At 43.0% G+C, this 18,749-nt stretch carries 17 protein-coding genes and 1 pseudogene; 12 read left to right on the top strand and 6 right to left on the bottom strand.

The features are described from left to right. Window positions 1-134 precede the first annotated feature (134 nt). Window positions 135-668 carry a dihydrofolate reductase family protein gene (locus AC1HCU_RS04030; RefSeq protein WP_321722007.1) on the top strand — a complete coding sequence of 178 codons (534 nt, stop codon included), beginning with the start codon at window positions 135-137 and terminating at the stop codon, window positions 666-668. Between the two features lie 93 nt (window positions 669-761). Here AC1HCU_RS04030 and AC1HCU_RS04025 read toward each other — a convergent pair whose 3' ends face one another. Together AC1HCU_RS04025 and AC1HCU_RS04020 are read right to left on the bottom strand one after the other, a co-directional pair. Further along, window positions 762-2,429, bottom strand: coding sequence for an AMP-binding protein (locus tag AC1HCU_RS04025; protein ID WP_480369387.1), 1,668 nt, complete (start codon window positions 2,427-2,429; stop codon window positions 762-764). 55 nt (window positions 2,430-2,484) lie between these two features. Then, on the bottom strand, window positions 2,485-3,048 hold the full coding sequence (locus AC1HCU_RS04020) for a helix-turn-helix domain-containing protein (protein WP_480369385.1): 564 nt from the start codon (window positions 3,046-3,048) through the stop codon (window positions 2,485-2,487). 235 nt (window positions 3,049-3,283) lie between these two features. Here AC1HCU_RS04020 and AC1HCU_RS04015 point away from each other — a divergent pair, with 235 nt between their 5' ends. Further along, complete coding sequence (locus tag AC1HCU_RS04015) at window positions 3,284-3,448, top strand: hypothetical protein (RefSeq protein ID WP_480369382.1); 165 nt, start codon at window positions 3,284-3,286, stop codon at window positions 3,446-3,448. Window positions 3,449-3,558: 110 nt separating this feature from the next. On the opposite strand, the gene AC1HCU_RS04010 is transcribed toward AC1HCU_RS04015, so the two are convergent. Further along, window positions 3,559-6,114, bottom strand: coding sequence for a bifunctional YncE family protein/alkaline phosphatase family protein (locus AC1HCU_RS04010; RefSeq protein ID WP_480369380.1), 2,556 nt, complete (start codon window positions 6,112-6,114; stop codon window positions 3,559-3,561). Between the two features lie 194 nt (window positions 6,115-6,308). Between AC1HCU_RS04010 and AC1HCU_RS04005 the strand changes: the two genes are divergently transcribed. The 10 genes and pseudogenes from AC1HCU_RS04005 (at window position 6,309) to AC1HCU_RS03960 (ending at window position 15,743) form a co-directional block, all read left to right on the top strand. Further along, window positions 6,309-6,932: a trimeric intracellular cation channel family protein gene (locus tag AC1HCU_RS04005; protein ID WP_480369377.1), complete on the top strand. Its 624-nt coding sequence runs from the start codon at window positions 6,309-6,311 to the stop codon at window positions 6,930-6,932. 7 nt (window positions 6,933-6,939) lie between these two features. After that, the gene (locus tag AC1HCU_RS04000; RefSeq protein ID WP_480369374.1) at window positions 6,940-9,453 is read left to right on the top strand and encodes a glycoside hydrolase family 2 TIM barrel-domain containing protein; all 2,514 of its coding nucleotides are present in this window, start codon (window positions 6,940-6,942) and stop codon (window positions 9,451-9,453) included. 91 nt (window positions 9,454-9,544) lie between these two features. Continuing rightward, window positions 9,545-10,408 (top strand): SDR family NAD(P)-dependent oxidoreductase, encoded by an 864-nt coding sequence (locus AC1HCU_RS03995; RefSeq protein ID WP_480369371.1) that lies wholly within the window; start codon window positions 9,545-9,547, stop codon window positions 10,406-10,408. Between the two features lie 57 nt (window positions 10,409-10,465). Then, window positions 10,466-11,944, top strand: a complete 1,479-nt coding sequence (locus AC1HCU_RS03990; RefSeq protein ID WP_480369369.1) for a hypothetical protein — start codon at window positions 10,466-10,468, stop codon at window positions 11,942-11,944. A 31-nt stretch (window positions 11,945-11,975) separates the two neighbouring features. Continuing rightward, window positions 11,976-12,551 (top strand): Crp/Fnr family transcriptional regulator, encoded by a 576-nt coding sequence (locus AC1HCU_RS03985; RefSeq protein ID WP_480369366.1) that lies wholly within the window; start codon window positions 11,976-11,978, stop codon window positions 12,549-12,551. A gap of 153 nt (window positions 12,552-12,704) precedes the next feature. Then, window positions 12,705-13,271, top strand: a complete 567-nt coding sequence (locus AC1HCU_RS03980; RefSeq protein ID WP_480369362.1) for a YceI family protein — start codon at window positions 12,705-12,707, stop codon at window positions 13,269-13,271. 25 nt (window positions 13,272-13,296) lie between these two features. After that, window positions 13,297-13,950, top strand: coding sequence for an NAD(P)H-binding protein (locus AC1HCU_RS03975; protein WP_480369359.1), 654 nt, complete (start codon window positions 13,297-13,299; stop codon window positions 13,948-13,950). Between the two features lie 424 nt (window positions 13,951-14,374). Further along, window positions 14,375-14,449 (top strand): annotated as a pseudogene (locus AC1HCU_RS03970) (hypothetical protein); the annotation flags it as partial. A gap of 71 nt (window positions 14,450-14,520) precedes the next feature. After that, on the top strand, window positions 14,521-15,447 hold the full coding sequence (locus tag AC1HCU_RS03965; protein WP_480369356.1) for a DnaJ C-terminal domain-containing protein: 927 nt from the start codon (window positions 14,521-14,523) through the stop codon (window positions 15,445-15,447). Beyond that, a complete protein-coding gene (locus tag AC1HCU_RS03960) occupies window positions 15,444-15,743 on the top strand; it encodes a chaperone modulator CbpM (protein ID WP_480369353.1) in 300 nt (99 codons plus the stop codon). Before AC1HCU_RS03965 ends, AC1HCU_RS03960 begins: the two co-directional genes overlap by 4 nt. A 48-nt stretch (window positions 15,744-15,791) precedes the next feature. On the opposite strand, the gene AC1HCU_RS03955 is transcribed toward AC1HCU_RS03960, so the two are convergent. From AC1HCU_RS03955 to AC1HCU_RS03945, 3 genes are all read right to left on the bottom strand, one after another. Beyond that, window positions 15,792-17,036, bottom strand: coding sequence for an outer membrane beta-barrel protein (locus AC1HCU_RS03955; protein ID WP_321722010.1), 1,245 nt, complete (start codon window positions 17,034-17,036; stop codon window positions 15,792-15,794). Next, window positions 17,011-17,598 carry an RNA polymerase sigma factor gene (locus tag AC1HCU_RS03950; protein ID WP_480369350.1) on the bottom strand — a complete coding sequence of 196 codons (588 nt, stop codon included), beginning with the start codon at window positions 17,596-17,598 and terminating at the stop codon, window positions 17,011-17,013. Before AC1HCU_RS03950 ends, AC1HCU_RS03955 begins: the two co-directional genes overlap by 26 nt. Window positions 17,599-17,753: 155 nt before the next feature. Then, window positions 17,754-18,488, bottom strand: a complete 735-nt coding sequence (locus tag AC1HCU_RS03945) for a NigD-like protein (protein WP_480369347.1) — start codon at window positions 18,486-18,488, stop codon at window positions 17,754-17,756. Window positions 18,489-18,749 lie beyond the last annotated feature (261 nt).

Genomic DNA, 18,749 nt, shown 5'->3' with positions numbered 1-18,749 from the left:
TGAACGTAGAAAAAGACCAATGAAACTAAGCGAAACACGGAACTTTCACCTTCAATACTCTAATTCGTCGCATTCTTACAAAGAGGAAGTGACTATTCAAAGGTAAATTTGCAGAAACATTAAAAATAAAACAAATGCGAAAAATATCACTTTTCATTGCAACCAGTCTGGATGGCTATATTGCAAAACCGAATGACGATCTTAGTTTTTTAAAACTCGTAGAAAAGGAAGGGGAAGATTATGGTTATGCTGAATTTACAAACACAATTGACACATTAATTGTTGGAAGGAAAACCTATGATCACGTGCTTAGAGAAATCGGCCCATCTCATTACGACAACGGACAACGAGATGTTTATGTCATAACAAGAACTGAAAGACCACAAGCTGGTAGAACAATTTTCCATACGGGAAACATCTCCGAATTGGTAAAACGATTAAAATCAGAAAAAGGTAAAAATATTTATTGCGACGGTGGAGCGGAAGTAATAGATGAACTATTGAAACAGGATTTAATAGACGAGTTTATAATTTCGGTTATACCTGTTTTATTAGGTGATGGAACCAGGCTTTTTAAAGATGGAAGACCAGAGCAAATACTTGAATTGATTTCAGTAAAAGCTTTTGAAACGGGCTTGACACAACTGCATTATAAGAAGAAAAAATAAACAACGAAAAACCGATATCCGTTTTGCTTAATGAACTTACAAGCTTAATTTGTCCATCCTTGATCAGGGTAACATCGTCGCACCATGATATTCTCACCTGATCTCTATGCCTTGATTTTCGCACAGTTCCAGTGCCATCTCTCGCAGGCGAAACTTTTGAATCTTGCCGCTACCTGTCAGTGGAAAACCATCCACGAAGAAGACGTAACGGGGAATCTTATATTTGGCGATATGCCCCTTACAGTAGTCGCGCACATCCTCTGTAGTGAGGTTGAAACCCTCCTTCTGAATGATGAAGGCACCCACATCCTCCCCATATCGTTCCGAGGCCACCGCCACCACCTGTACATCCCTTATTCCGGGCATGCGGTAAAGATAATCCTCCACCTCTTTCGGGGAAATGTTCTCTCCTCCCCTGATAATCATATCCTTGATTCGTCCCGTAATACGGTAGTTGCCATGTTCATCCTTCACGCCAAGGTCGCCCGAATGCATGAAGCCGTTAGCATCGATCACCTGCGCTGTGGCTTCCGGATTCTTGTAGTAACCCTTCATCACGTTGTACCCCCGGCAACATATTTCTCCCGCAACTCCTACAGGACATTCTTTTCCGGTTTCAGGATCAAGCACCTTCACCTCGGTAAATTCATATTCCCGTCCCACTGTGGTACAACGTACTAAAAACGGGTCATCCACACGAGTTTGCGTCATTCCCGGCGATGTCTCCGTCATACCGTATACACTGGTCAGGTCCATGAACATCTTCTCGTTGACCTGTCGCATCAGTTCTTCGGGACAAAGTGCACCCGCCATAATGCCGGTACGCAGTGAGTGCATATCGAACATGCTGAACATCGGATGATTCAACTGGGCAATAAACATGGTGGGCACGCCGTGCAGCACGGTACACCGTTCCTTATGTACAGAAGCAAGCGTGACCAGCGGATCGAACCGCTCCACCATCACCTGGGTGCTGCCATGAGTAAGACAGCACATCGTGGCAAGGACGACACCGAAGCAGTGAAACAACGGCACACAAATGCAACATTTATCTTCCGGCGTGAATTGCATATGCAGGCCCGTGAGGTAGCCATTGTTGGCAATGTTGTAGTGGGTGAGCATCACTCCTTTAGGAAAACCGGTTGTTCCTGATGTGTATTGCATGTTTACCACGTCGTGACAGTCGGTGAGCGACCGCAACCTTTTGAACTCGTTGTCCGGCACGTTCTTTCCCAACAACAGGATCTCTGCCGTGTTGTACATCCCCCGGTATTTCTCCTGTCCGATGTAAACCACATTCTTCAGTTCCGGGAAAAGATCGGATTTCAGCTTGCCACGTTGTGTCGTTTTCAGCTCCGGTACCAGTTTATAAATGATATCGGTATAGTTGCTTCCCGGCACCCCGTCTGTCATGCAAAGCGTGTGCATATCCGAGTTCTGCATCAGATATCGCAGCTCCTCAGTGCGATAGCTTGTGTTTACCGTCACCGCCACTGCCCCAATTTTGGCCGTCGCATAAAGGAAGGTAAGCCAGTCCGGCACGTTCTGAGCCCAGATGCCCACGTGGGTACCCCGTGTCACGCCAATGGCAATAAGTCCCTTTGCCATATGATCCACCCGTTCGTTGAATTTCCTCCAGGTGAAGCGAAGGTCACGGTCCGAATAAACAATATATTCCTTTTCAGGCGTTTCTTTGGCCCAGTATTCCAGCCAATCGCCCAGTGTTCTGTCGGAAAGCGCAGTATCAGATTCGTATTTCATTTGAAATAAAAAGATCAGTATAAATTTTTGAAGTACAGAAAATTGATTTTACACATTATGCCGGAGAATAGACCACTGCGAGAATTTTGGCTCCGGTTGTGTCGTTTGCCGTGACCAGATGATTCACAATGGAATCGTAATAGATGCTGTCTCCCTGCTGCAGAATGTACTGCTCACTGCCGTACTGTACCCGGATAGAACCTTCCAGCACAAAAAGAAACTCCTCCCCTTCATGTGTTGAACAACATTCGTTGCCATTACCCGGCTGAATGTAAATGAGAAAAGGCTCCATGTTTCGTCCCGCTTTGCTTGCCGCCAGCGAAATAAAGTCCATGTGGGAGTTACTGCTGGTCTGGTGGCTGGTGAAGGTCACCGCCCCTTGTGTTTCGTTCCTGCGGTTCAACACCGGCCCTGCCTCCTCGCTGTCATCGAGGAAAGTGCCCAGTCGCACACCCAGTGCTCGTGCAATTTTAATCAGTGATGCCAAGGAAGGAATCCTGTCGCTCTCACAGATGCGTCTCACCTGTTCCACAGTGATCCCCGCCCCTGCCGCCAGCTCCTCCACCGACATATTCCTGTCGGCGCACAATATCTTTATTTTCTCCGTTACGGTTGCCATATTCTTTCAATTGAAGCTGCAAAAATAAGAGAATCAAATTAAATCGACAAATAATATCGCAAAATGTTATTTTTTATCGCTATTTTATAATAATTCCATACAAAAATATTGCAAATCAACAAACAAATTAAATAAAATCTTCTATTTTAAATCATTGGGGCTCCTTGGTATAATCAAAAATGTATCAGTATTTATGGTGATAACAGGTTTGTTATCTTTATTAACCTCCAAATTGATGCTTGTATGTACATTTGTAAAAATTCTTCCCGGACAGAACCTGCCCGGAAAAACAGTAATGGGTACGATTTACAGGGAGATGAAGCACAGCGATCACCTGATTGACCTGATAGCTGCTAATCTATGCATCAGCAAGTCGCACCTGAACCGTAAATCATGGTAACTCGCCAAAAATTACTTCCATACTTTATACTTCAGGATTCCTGGCTTCACAACGTTCTTTCCGGTACACCTGTCGGTATCGTTTTCAACAGGCTGAAAATAGCCTGGATTTTATTTATTCAATTCAGGATAAGGTCTGTCATAACCTTTTACTGAATGCCAAAGGACTTTATTTAAAGTGATTTCTTCTTCCACATTCAGGTCATCATTTAATGACAAATTTAATGCCATTGATTTTTTTGCCCAATTTAGTTGTTCACCGGATATATCAGCCAAACGGGGATTCATTTCATCAAGTGGTACATTATTGGGTAAATGCTCGTAAGCAGTGAAATCAGGCACATCTGTAAAACAATCATTCATTGGTAAAGCAAAGAGATCAAACTGAGTCATGGGAGGAAGACCAAATATTAATTGAATAGAGCGTAATATGCTATTTTGATTATAATGCGTACTCACTACTTTCTGCCTTTTCGTATAAGGACTAATGCAAAAGGCAACTGTACGATGCCCGTCCACATGGTCCAAACCGTTTTGAGGATCATCTTCTATGACGAAAATCACGGTCTCACTCCAGAATTTACTTTTACTGATGGCTTCCACAATCCGGCCCAATGCAAGATCATTGTCGGCGACCATGGCACTCGGAGTAGGAAATCCCTCTTGTGTACCGGAAGTATGGTTATTTGGCAAGGATAACATCATTAAATTCGGGAACGCGTTCGTTTTCTCAAAATCATTGAGTTCTTTAATAAACTGATCGGCTTTATACTGGTCGTTGATTGTTCTTGGTGAACCAGTATATGTAGGACAATAATTGCCTCGAAGTGTATGGATTGTAGGTATTGCAAGAATTTTTATCCTGTTTTGCTTACTTAAGTAATCTTCATAAATATCTGTCCACGTGGCATCACCCGGGATTATGCTGTCCCTGACAAACTCCCCATAAGTTCTGAAAGACAACCCTGCATTTAACACATAATCCCAAATAAAACCTTTTGGAGAATATACCAAAGGGTCGTCACCATTCCATGGATAGCTACGGATGAAGTTTGGAAAAGCCCTTTCCAAATAATCAGTCACATATCCCTGACTCGTCCATTGATGTCCTTCTGCACTTAAAACACCGTTACAATAAGTATTGTCCAGTAAAACAAACTCATCTGCCAATTTGTGGTGATTTGGCGTGATATATTCGCCAAACATACACAGTGTGCTATCTCCATTCCCTTTTTGAATGTCTCCGAAAACCTGATCGTATGTTCTGTTTTCTTTTATAATATAGACGACATGTTTAAAAACCGACTTTTCATTCGGTTCGGTGGGAATTGGCACCATTTTTATGCCCTGACCGGTAGAAGCAATCCTTTGATACACTTCAGGTAAATTCATATTTTCAGATGCTTTTTTGGTATATGAGTCCAGGGCAGCTGAGTTGGGAACAGGAACAAAAGTAACTGAACTGGTGCGATCGTGGGTGTTAAAACCATGTTCTCTTACACCTTTTTGTCTGCTGCCGACACCTTTCATATTCACGACAGATAATACCCTTCCGTCTTTTGAAATTTCAATTCCACTGGGATACCAACCCGTCGGTATTAATCCTTTTATATTTTTATTAACCAAATCAATCACACATATAAGGTTATCCCCTCCATTGGCCACATAAAGCGTTTTACCATCCGGAGAAGTAATTATATCATTGGGAGTACTCCCGAATGGTAATTTTGGAACTGGCTTACAACTTATAGTTTCAATTACTTCATCTGATTTTGTATTTATTACTGATATCAAATCGCTATTTGAATTGGCTACATATAACAATGAACTATCAGGAGAGAAGGCCATTGCACACGGATGAAGGTATACGTTGATTTCTTTGATCACCGTATTTTCATCCAATGATATCACAGATACTGTCCCGGAAGAAGCAACTCCCGTTTTATCGTCTATCACCACGGGACTTCCTGAACTCTTGTGTGTAAAATCCACTGCCTTTGGGACACGTCCTCCCCAATTGGTCACATACGCTTTATTATTTTTTATCGAGATTGCATAAGGAGCAACTCCCACGGGAATCTGCTCAATCAATGTATTTGTTTTAAGGTCGATAATACCGATCGAATTATTTCTGTTCAACGTTACATATAAAGTTTCATTATTTATTGCAATGCCTCCGGGATAAGAACTTTCCTTGTCAAAACCGGGTAAGTTTATTGCTTCCTTCCAGGTAAATTCTCCATTTTTATCCATTACTGCAGAACGAAGATATCCTCTGTTGTCCGTCACCCATATTTTTTGATTTGAAATCCATTCTATCCCATAAAAAGAACTTCCCCCACGAGGATACTTCAGTGTTTGCAATATTTTACGCGTTTTTCGGTCTATAATAACAACACCCGAGCTATTTTTTATAGCCAGTAAATTATCATCAGGACTTGAAGCTACATCAACCGAACTTCCGGGGAAGGTGATTGAACTTCCTACCGGATCAACTATTTGAGACGTACTTACAATATATTTTCCCCTATCCTGTTCTCCAACTGTTATTTCTTTATTGGAAAAAAGATTATCCGAACTCCCGGTTTCTGAAACATATCGTCGGTTTACACATGTGGAAAAAAGCAATATTATCACGAATAAATAAAAATATGTTTTTCTGTCCATGATGAAAAAGTGTTTTAGAATTGATCGATACAAAGTTAGTAAGGAAAGTTGGGAGGCCGTTAATTAGTTTTTGGAAAATATTGACATGATCGATAAAAATTTCGTAATTTAGTCTTTCGATTCCAAACCAATGAGGATTGATCACTACCGCAACAACATGGCTTGAACAAAAGGAATTAAATGACATATGGAAAATGGAAGAACTACATACCTTTTATTATTTCCTTGATCTGGCAGGCACATTTGCTTTTGCTATAAGTGGAGCCACAGCCGCAAGAGAACGTGGGCTTGACTTATTTGGAATCTGTGCCGTTGCCTTTACGGTTGCTTGTGGTGGAGGGATTACCCGAGACCTTTGTATCGGTGCAATTCCGCCTGAAGGAATAACAAACTGGTTGTACCTTTCCACGGCAATGGTCGCAGCAATAATGACAATCTGGTTGTATCCGATTGTAAAAAAAATAAACAGACCGGTGATATTGTTCGATGCGGCCGGATTGGCGCTATTTGCCGTTACGGGAGCACGAAAGGCACTTGCTTTTGGCCATAACGCAGAAGTGGCCATCATTTTAGGCATTGTTACAGCCGTTGGCGGCGGTATTTTGCGTGATATTTTATTAAACAGAGTCCCCGTAGTATTAGAAAAGGAAATTTATGCATCAGCCGCCTTGTTAGGTGCTATGATAGTGGTACTGGGCACTTCATTTGACTGGTTGACAAGCGACTGGATATCAATTATTGCAATATTTGTTAGTTTCTCATTGCGAATGTTGGCATTGCGTTACCATTGGAATTTACCGATTTTTTCAAATAAATAACCAACCGATGAATACATTATTAGTTAGACTGAAATTCACTTTCCTTCAATTGTTTTTTTTCATACTGCCGACAACATTTACGTCGGCATTTGGTGAAACGATAAAAATAAATGACCATTGGAAGTTTATATTAGGTGATGTGCAAAACGGCGCGTCCATTGAATATAACGATTCTAAATGGCAAAATATAAGTTTGCCTCACGACTGGAGCGTAAAGGGGCAGTTAAGCCCCACACTGGCAAGCTGCACGGGGTATCTACCCGGTGGCATAGGCTGGTACCGCAAAACAATGGAAGTTCCTTTGGAGAAAAAAGGGGAAAAGGTTTATCTTTATTTCGAAGGCGTTTACAACAGGAGTGAAGTGTATTTGAACGGACAATTACTGGGAAAAAGGCCCAACGGTTACATTTCTTTTATGTATGATGCCACACCTTTCATAAAATATGGGGAAAAAAATGTGATCGCCGTACGAGTTGATCACAGTCAGTATGCCGATTCCCGCTGGTACACCGGCTCTGGAATATACCGCGATGTATGGATGATCTATGCAAATCCTATACATATTGCACAATGGGGAGTATACGCCTATCCCGAAGAGGTGAGAAATGGCTATAAACTTAATCTGGAAGTAAATATTAATAACGGGGAAAAGTTTGATGAGAATTTGACAATCGTCAATGAATTATTTGCAGCTGATGGAAGACTGATCACAAAGAGCAGAAAGAAAGTCACAGTAAAGCCTGGTGACGACAATAAGATTTTGACTTCGTTCAATATAAAAAATCCCAAAAGGTGGTCACTGACGGACCCTAACCTCTATATAGTAAAAACTACAGTATTAAAAGATGGCGTTGAGATTGACAAGGCTTCTACCAGAAGTGGCTTCCGTTCATTTACTTTTGATCCGGATAAAGGATTCGCGTTAAACGGAGAATGGTTGAAAGTGAAAGGGGTTTGCATACATCACGATGCCGGTGTGTTAGGGGCGGCTGTTCCGCGTGAAGTGTGGAAAAGGAGACTGCAAACACTCAAAGAAACCGGAGTGAATGCCATCCGTACAAGCCACAATCCACAGGCACCCGATTTATACGATCTGTGTGATGAGTTGGGAATATTGGTACTGAATGAGATGTACGACGAGTGGGAATTTCCCAAACGTAAATGGCTGGAAGGCTGGAATGTGGGCACTCCGGGTTTTCAGGGCTCTTATGATATATTTAAGGAGTGGTCGGAAATTGATCTGGCAGACCTGGTCAGACGCGACAGAAATCATATTTCCATTTTTGCATGGAGTATCGGAAACGAGGTGGATTATCCCAATGATCCCTATTCACATCCTGTTTTGGGAGGTGAAAAGGCCGGAGGCTTTACGCAGGCAACCTATGGAGGCTATAAACCCGATGCCCCCAATGCAAAGGATTTGGGAGATATAGCGAAACGTCTCGTGGCTACAGTGAAGAAATACGACAAAACACGGCCTGTTACTGCAGGACTGGCTGGTGTTGCCATGTCGAACGAAACCGAATATCCGGGCGTATTGGATATTGCGGGATATAATTACACCGAAAAAAGATATCACAGCGACCATGAAAGATATCCGGACAGGGTAATTTACGGAAGTGAAAACAGACACGATCTGGAGGCATGGAAAGCTGTAAAGGATAATAAACACATCTTTGGCCAGTTCTTATGGACCGGTATTGATTACCTGGGCGAATCAGGTAGATGGCCATCGAGGGGATTCTACTCAGGCCTGCTTGATTTTGGAGGATTTATAAAACCAAGAGGTTACTATAGACAATCGCTGTGGTCAGAAAAGCCCATGGTATACCTTGGCACCTACCCCACGCCGGGCAGGTACAGTCAAATCCAGTCGAAAGACGTACTCTCACAAACTGAATCAAAGAGCAACAATGTGGAAAAGACGCCATCTATGGATGCCTGGCCTGTCTGGAACTATAATGAAGGGGAGTCTGTAAGGGTTGTCTGTTATACCAACGCTGCAAAAGCCAGACTCTTGCTAAACGGTATTGAAGTGGGCCAGACCAGGGAGTACGATAAAAATACAGGCATCATTTATTGGGATGTGCCATACAGGCCGGGTAAACTGGAAGTGGAAGGTTTGGACAGCAACGATAATAAAGTATCGGAATATACCATACAGACATCCACACGTCCGTATGCCTTGAAGATTACCGATAGTGACAAGATGATAAACAGAAAAGGCGGGATTGCCCACGTGATAGTGGAAGTGGTGGATGAAAATGGCACTGGGGTATTTTTATCGGACAATGAAGTCACATGTCATATATCGGGTCCCGCCAGACTCCTGGGTCTGGAGGCAGGTAACAATTCAGACATGAGCGATTATACAGACAATAAACACAGAGTATATCATGGAAAAATACTTGCATATATACAGGCAACCGGAGAGAACGGTAACGACATGATCAACATAAAGTTCACCTCTCCCTGGCTCAAACCGGCAGAAGTTAACATTCAGTTCCACGGTTCGTTTTAAATCTTCATAAATGAACCATACCAGATTGTAGACGTTAATCTCATTCAAGATTATTGGAACGGTCATGTGCGTTTAATTGAATGAATCTTAAATGGAAAAGAAGATAATATTCATTACGGGAGCTAACAGGGGAATAGGAAAGGAAACAGCGACAGGGCTCGCAAAACAGGGCCATCATCTTGTACTTCACGGAAGAAACAAGGCGCTGTTGCAGGATGTCTCTGAGGAGATAAAAACAGCAACCGGAAATAATGAGGTAGATATAATCATGGCCGATCTTTATTCGCTGGCCGATGTGAAAAGAATGACCGACGCGTTCAAAAGCCGGTACGAAAGACTGGATGTGCTGATAAACAATGCGGGGGCAATGCTGGGCAGACATAGGGAGGTCACAAGCGAAGGGTATGAAAAGACAATGACCATTAATCTTTTTGCCCCGTTTCTAATCATGCATGCCATGAAGCCTGTGTTACTGAAAAGCGATTCTCCCCGAATAATTAATGTTTCATCGGCCATGCATAGGTACGGTGGAAGGCCCGATTTCAATGATTTTCAGTTTGAGAAGAATTATTCACCCATGCGCGCATACAGCTTGTCGAAGCTTTATTTGATCTGGGTCACACGTCATCTGGATTCGCAATTGAAGATGAGAGGAGTGGATAATGTAACCGTCAATACGCTTCATCCTGGCGCCGTTGCTACAAACTTTGCACAGGACGCTGATAAGGGTTTTATGATTAATCAGATATATAAATTTGCCTTGAGATTTATGGATAAACCTGTCGACGGAGCAAAAACAAGCATCTATCTGGCCACTTCCCCCGATGTGAAGAATGTGTCGGGTGCCTATTTCAGCAAGAAGGGAAAAATTGAGAAAGCGAATGATCGATACTGGTCGCCTGAAAATGAAAAACTGATCTGGGATTATTGCTCGGGGATCATCAAGAAATATTAAGATTTAATGGTAAATTTGTTGCTGAAAAATACTTACCAATAGATAAACAAAAGAATTGTGAACTTTTATTCCTATCATTTACGTTGTCGCGCATGCGTGATACTGATTGCGTTTGTGGCCATGATTTCATGCAATGCAGACGAAGAGACACCCCCATCCGGAAACGAAGCTGCGATGGCAGCGGGTGTATATGCCATCAAATGGACCCACGGGGAAGCTCGTGCAAGTGTAAATGGGGGGGATGTGATCGCTGTATTCAGCACAGCGTCAGATACGGAAAAATCATACCCATACACTATTCAGGCAAACACAACAAAAACTGCCAATAATTTCGCAAGGTCATACCATAATTCGTTTTCCGAGTCTTATCGTCTTTCGAAGTCCACGTTTCAATCCTTTTACAGCAGTAGCCAGGCAAATTCTGATGCAGGGCAAACAAGAGCAGTACAACTTGGTGACACTAGAAGTTTTTGGACTTTTGACCTGTCTGACCTTTCCACTTTCCCTGATATCCCCAGTGTGCAGTTCAAAGCTGTACTCAAAGCCATTGGTACCTATTGTGACGTGTATGTAGATAAAAATTCAATCCTGATCACCAACGAAGATGCAGAAAAAATAGCCATACAATTCGACAAGGTAGCTTACCCTGTTGTTACTGGCCACTTTGGGAATCCCCCCGTGATTAATGGCAGTTCCCGCGTCACCATACTGCTCCCTCTTGTCTTTAATGGAGGGATGGAGGAAGATGTGAATCCAAATGGAACCTCTACAGGGCTTTTTAATGATAGGGACCAGTTCCCTGCATCGACTGACAACCCATATTCAAACTATCGGAATGTGCTTTATCTCAATCCAGGGTTATATAATAGTACCAATCCCTTTTTCAGTAACAAGTGGTGCCCCATTCTTTCACATGAATTTGCACATATGGTGAACTTCCGTTATCATGTGGCAAAAGAATCGGTACCCATTGAAGAAGGTAAGGCATTGCTTTCCGAAATACTTTCGGGCTATGGTCTCCCAAACGGTGATTATCTGATGTGGGAAAATATTGTTGCTTATCAGAACGATCCATCCGGAATATCACTTACGCAATTGGAATATGTGAATAATAATATTTACGGCTCATATGGCATGGGATTGATGTGGATGAGCTATTTATACGATCGCTTCGGTTTGCAGGCTATTCGCGATATGGCAACCCATTCATTGCTGGGGCTCGACGCAACAGCAGCCGTCACCGGTATCCCCAAACAGCATCTTTTTGCGGAATGGGTACAGGCGAATATTTTAAGCGGCACAACAAATAACGAAATTTTTACATACAAAACCATTGATGTTAACGGCAACGGCGGAGGAAAGTATTTTGATGCACTTAAAGGATTCGCGGCTTTGCCTCAACATTTAATTCCTTACACGGAAACAGAAAGACAAGTACATTCTTACGGTGTAGAATATTTTGCCTCTGATAGTCAGGGAACAGTTATTATAAAGGGTAACGACATCCAGGCATTTATTATACGCAAAAACAACTAAAGTTTTACAAATCACGATGACAGGAACACACATGACAGAAGATAACAAGCTCCTCTATTATTTTAAAAAGTGGACTGTGATTACCCCGGAAGATGAGTCTGTGATCCTGTCTGCTTTTGAGCCCTGTTCCATAAAGAAAAGAAAGAGTCTGCTGGTGCCGGGAAAAACCTGCAAATACTTGTATTTTATTACTACAGGCTGTTTACGTTCTTATTATATCGACTCAAAAGGAATAGAACATATTTACCAGATCAGAATGGACAATAGCTGGATTAGTGATCTGGAGAGTTTCTTCAGGCAAGTACCTTCCAAATACAATATAGAGGCGCTGGAAGATACGCAAATGTTACGTATTTCATACAAACGGCTGGAGCAGTTGTATGAGGAAGTGCCAAAGCTGGAAAGATATTTTCGCATTCTTTTTCAGAAAGCATACATCAATGCACTGAAGCGACTTAACGCGAACATGTGGGAGACGGCCATGGACCGTTACAACGATATGCTGAAAGAACACCCACAGATGTTTCAGCGGGTTCCCTTAATTTACATCGCCTCCTACCTGGGTATTACACCGGAAAGTTTAAGCCGTATCAGGAAAAGAATTTAGTACAGATCTGTTTCATTTCTTAACATAGATCAAGTGTACGACACCGTGCGCCACACTACCTTTGTGCCGTAATCATTCACTAACATTTTAAAATTAATCCGGCTGAAACGGAACTCTATAACTGAGAAGTTTCATCCACAAAAAAATTATCGTATGAAAACAATAAATGCATTGATCATCATCTTATTAGCAGGCACACTATCAGCATGGGCACAGAAAAGTGAAATAGACCTGTCAAAATCGCATGTGCTATGGACCGGGAAAAAGATAGGTGGCACACACAATGGAAAAATTCTGATACAGAGCGGATCTTTCGAGTTAAAAAACGGTGAGATTGTAAGCGGGAATGTGGTCATTGATATGAACAGCATTACCAATGACGACCTGAAAGATGCAGGTTACAACAGGCAGTTGGTAGATCACTTGAAGTCGGACGATTTCTTTGGTGTAAACAATTACCCCACCGCTACGTTTAAACTAACCAGCGCTGGTAAATTTAATTCAGACAAAGCAGTCGTCACAGGCTTGCTGACAATAAAGGGGAAGACGGAAAAGGTATCGTTTGTAGTAAACAGAAGGGGAAATGTTTATTTGTCACAACTGAAGGTCGACCGCTCCAAATTTGGCGTTCGCTATGGTTCCAAATCATTCTTTAACGATCTGGGCGACAAAGCAATTGACGACACATTCACGCTAGACATCAAACTGGTCCTGAAGTAAAAATATACTATAAAAAATAAAACGAATGAAAATAGCAGTCACAGGAGCAACCGGGCAATTGGGAACCATTGTTGTGGAAGAATTAAAAAAGAGAGTTTCCAACGAAAATATCGTAGCGCTTGTCCGCACACCGGAGAAGGCATCTGCACAGGGTATAGAAGTACGTACCTTTGATTATACCAAACCTCAGGTAATGATCGAAGCACTCGCCGGAATAGACCGGCTGATACTTATCTCAAGCAACGAAATAGGTCAGCGTGCCAGTCAGCATTTCAATGTAATAGAGGCAGCCGGCAGGGCCGGTGTAAAATGGATCGTATACACAAGCCTGTTACATGCCGACTCCACCACGTTGAATCTTGCAGGGGAACATATGACAACGGAAGAAGCGTTAAAAGCTTCCGGTATTGATTACACTATCCTTCGTAACGGCTGGTATACCGAAAATTATACCGGTTCAATCAGGGGCGCACTGGCAGGAGGTGCCTTCATTGGAAGTGCAGGCAACGGAAAGATATCATCTGCCGCCCGTGCCGATTATGCCGAAGCGGCAGCATTGGCTATAACCGACGAATCACACATGGGAAAAGTCTACGAATTAGCCGGAGACGATTACTATACACTTGCCGGTTTAGCGGCCGAAATTTCAAACCAGACCGGCAAAAACATCCCCTACTGAAACCTGACAGAAGCTGAATACACTAAAATCCTGGAAAGTTTTGATATTCCCGCAGGACTAGCATCTGCCATCGCCAGCTGGGATGTTTCAGCATCGAAGGACGATCTGTTTGATGATTCCCGTCAGCTCTCCTTATTGCTTGGCAGGCCCACGACTTCACTGTCGGAATCGGTAAAGGCTGCCTTGTAGAATTTAAAGACTGGGACTCAGGAAGCGATTTGGGAGTTTTATTCTCCTTGAAGGGAAAACAAAATCTTGAATTTCCGTCGCATACTATTTTGAACAAAAAACACACTCTCTTGGTTTTATATGTAACAGGTGACATTGCCTGTTACATTAAACCGGTAATTCTAGGGAAAGAGACGGTCAGAGCGATTGCACCCATCTCCACTGTACGGTTAAATGGAATGAAGAGGAAAAATCATGGGACTGTCCTTGTCACGGCTCTCACTTTGGGAGTGATGGGAAGGTACAGAACGGACTAGCTGCAGGTCCGTGAAAAAATCCATCCAAATCTGCTTAATTACATCGAAGAAAATACCGACATTGTTGGTTCATGATAAATAAAAGATGCCATACATTGATTATTACAAAATATTGGGAGTCGGCCGGAATGCTTCGGCCGAAGATATTAAGAAGGCTTACCGCAAGCTGGCGCGTAAGTTGCATCCCGACCTGAATCCAAATGACCGGGAAGCGCACAGGAAGTTTCAGGAACTGAATGAGGCGAACGAAGTGCTGAGCGATCCCGAGAAGCGTGCCAAATACGATAAATATGGGGAACACTGGAAACACGGAGATGAGTATGAGAAGGCACAACAACAGCATCAGCAAAGAAGCCATCAACAGTGGAGCAGCGGGGACGGACAAACTTTTTATACCGAAGGGAACTTTTCGGACGAAGATTTTTCAGATTTCTTTCATTCTATGTTTGGTAGCGGGTTTAGTCAGAGGTCGCAGGCTTCCGGCAGACATTACCGTTTCAAAGGTGCGGATTATCAGGCTGAATTACATCTGACGCTACGACAGGCCATGCGAACACATCAGCAGACCTTGTCGGTAAATGATAAAAACGTGCGGATTACGATTCCCGCGGGTGTGGCGGACGGGCAGAAGATAAAGCTGGCCGGCTATGGACAACCGGGCAGGGAAGGTGGCGCAAGTGGCGACCTATACATCACCTTTATCATTGAGGAGGATCCTCATTTTAAAAGGCTTGGCAACGACTTATATACCGAGAATGTCATTGATCTCTATACAGCAGTGCTGGGAGGGACGGCGATGATTGAGACGCTCGACGGGCAGGTAAAGATGTCTATTAAACCGGGTACGCAACCAGGTTCAAAGCTTAGGCTAAAGGGCAAAGGGTTTCCAGTGTATAAAAAAGAAGGAAACTTTGGTGATCTCTACGTGGCACTGAATGTGGAGCTGCCGGAACATCTCTCCGAAAGGGAGAAAGAGTTGTTTACCCAACTATCAAAATTAAGAAAGCCATGAACGGAAACAGATTATTATACAGCGAATGCTTGAGGATTTATGAGGTGGAAGCGTCATTCATCGAGTCGTTACATGAGGTAGGGTTGATTCATGTAGTAGATCAGGAAGAAGAACGGTTCATAGAGTATGATGATCTCCCGGACCTGGAACAGTTTATACGATGGCATTACGAGATGGACATCAATGTGGAGGGAATAGACGCATTACGCCATATGCTCGAAAAAGTAAAATCGCTCCAGTCGGAGGTAGATCAGTTACGCCATGAGCTACGCTTTTACAAATCCCGGTTTCAATAAATAACAGTGACAAACAAAATTAATCACAGGGGTTGAACGGGAAAGCTATTATTTATTTATGGTAAACCGCAGTCCCAGGCTCAGATTGAAATGAAGCGGATTATCCTTGTAAATGGTCTCCAACTCGCTGCTGTTCCTGAAATAATATGAAATTCCGGGCTCCGCATAGAGTCCGATGTGGTTTGATATCTGATACTCAAATCCCGTGGCTGCATTGACGGACCATTGTAACTCCCTGGTAGTGATCTTTTCCCGGGTGCTTATCTCCAACTGGTTGTCGAGATAGTAGTTTGAAGTCAGCCTCCCCGCCACATTTTTTTCTACGAGACCGCCGGTGGAGAAGTAGGTAGATATTTTATCATTCTGCCAGAATATGTAGGCAATGTTTACAGGAATACCAATATAATGCAGTGTTTGCCGGTCATCGTAATAATAATTGCCGTTTCCGGAATATAGTTCCGATGAAAGCAATGAATAGGTCAATCCGCTGGCCATACTCCATCTTTCGTTGAAGTTATATCGCAAGGTAAGGCCGAATGTGATGGGCTGATGATGTTTCACATTGGTGTACACTTGCTCCCTTGTATAATTGGACATAAAATGATACTGTTCCTCTACATTTTCTGCAAGTGCAAACGTACCGTATCCTGGATAGGTCTCGGATGAGCCCGCCGGGAGATTCGACATAGAGAGACTGGTTTGCCATCCGGAATGATTGCGGGTAGGCTTTCGTGCTGCTGAAACGAATAACTGATCCCCGGCATGACTGAAATCCGGCACTGGCTGATCAGCATCTTTTTCTGGTACCTCATCGCTGTTTTTATCCGAATCCGGAGAAATATCTTCTTTGCCCTCTTCCCTGGTGGTGAATGCTTCGTTTTGCTTTGCTGCTAACGGAGTTGCTGCTTCAATATGAATCAGTTGCCGTTTCAATACAGGTTTATTTAAAGACAGAAGACTCTCCACACTGTTTTCTCCAAGGATATTCTCTCCAAGGGGTTGCTCGTTTTGTGAAACGATTGGAGAATTTTTTTCCGTGAATCGGACCTCTTTCTGATTCTCGGAAGAAGTGTATCGCAAAATAAGTAAAAGCAGTATGGCGGCAGTTGCAACGGCTGAAAACACTCCTATATATATACCCCGTACTGTGTACTTCGGCTTCGCGGGCATTTCCCCGACTGTGCTGTTGCCGGTAATAAGCCGGTCAATGTCTTCCCACAGTCCGTCAGGTGCGGGCTCCTCGTAACGCTCCATCAGGTTGCGCAGATTATCTTGCCATTGATCGTTCATCATACTTTTTCTTTAACCGGTACAACTCTATCTCTTTCATTAGTATACCCCGGGCCCTGTGTAGCTGCGATGCAGAACTGCTTTCAGCAATATGCAGAATCGAAGCAATCTCTTTGTGACTTTTATTCTCGAATATAAAAAGGTTGAATACCGTTCGGTATCCTGGCGGGAGCGTGCGGATCATTTCAAGAATAACCGATGTGGGAATATCTTCAAAGTCGGGCTCCTTCTCGTCGTCGGGATCGGGTAAATTTTCATCCGGGAGATCTGTAAATTGCATTTTTTCATTTGCCTTGATATGCTTTAATGCTTCATTTACCACAATGCGCGCCGACCAGGCTCGTAAGGAGCCGGAGCCCTTGTATTCAAACTTGTGCATGGCATTGAAAATTTTCAGAAAGCTCTCTTGTAAAATATCCCTAATATCCTCTCTATTATAGATGTAACGGGCACATACCGCGGTAAGATACCCGGAATAATGATCATAAAACCTCTTCATGGCAATCCTGTTTCCCTGCACAATCTGCCGAATGAGTTCCCGCTCTCTGCTTTCTTCTTCAGTCATTTACCAATCTCGTCCGCACATCTACCATCATAGATTCACCCGATTGTATGATGGCAAGGTTGTAAATTATTACAAATATACAACCTTGCCTTTTTATTCAGTAATAATTAATTTTAATGATACTGAAATGATGCATTGTTTTCTTACAAACGGATTTATTGCAATGGAATAACGCTCCTCTCTGCGGCAATGGCCGACGTTGTTGACGTGGCAGCACGTGTGCGGTAATCAAATTCAACCGATTTGTCGGAGTTGAATGCTTTCCATTTCAGTTTCAGTTTCACGGTCTTCCCTTCGGTGTCGGGCAGGTTGTCGAGCTTGAAGGCAACCAGGCCGTCCCCCATCCTGCCATACATATCGCCGTTGGCATTGTGCCTGAATTCCACTTCGTAAGGATTCTCGGGATTGTTGGTGGGAAGAAGATTTACATAATGGGTAATTCGCTGATAACCCCACATGGTCCTGAAGCGAAGCGTCAAGTAGCCATCTTCGGCAATGGTGACCCAGTCGGCAACAATTTCAACGGGGTCGTTGCCATACACTTCATCATTCTCCGTTCCCAAATTGGGAGCCATTGGCTTTGTCCTGATGCTGTCAATCCAGTTCACCCTCACAGCCTGATCAAATGATTGACTGGGATCATCCACTTCATCGTAATTTACCAGTGCCCTGACCTCTTTTGAATCAAAAGGGTGCGATGTGATATTGACGGGCAACAGGGTCGTATTATCGTCCAACTGAAAAAAAACAGTTTTATTGGATGTCTCCTTTACGGTGACGAGTGCATTGGGATACAAGCGGTTTACATCATCGTCATCGTCCAGACAGGAAGGCAGAATGAGCATGCCGAATAATATGCCCATAGTGAAAAGTAAATTGGTAAACTTCATAATTTAATGGTTTTAAACGTTACGTATTTTTTTGATTCATTCATTAAAGTCCAATATAATGAAAACCTTGCGTAACAATCTGTTATTTTTTCTTAATAAGCTAGCAGATGACTGCACATAAATCACTTGCCATGGGACAAGAAATACAAACGACCATCAACATTTGCAGAAGAGTGATTGTTAATCAACTGTACCAAGTAGATGGTTGATTCAGTAAACAGAAATTAAAAAAAATGCATAAACATAACAATCAAATAATTA

This window comes from Proteiniphilum sp. LBM24028, assembly GCF_056629195.1.
The sequence above is the reverse complement of the archived record's forward strand: the minus strand, read 5'-3'. Positions and strand labels throughout refer to the sequence as shown.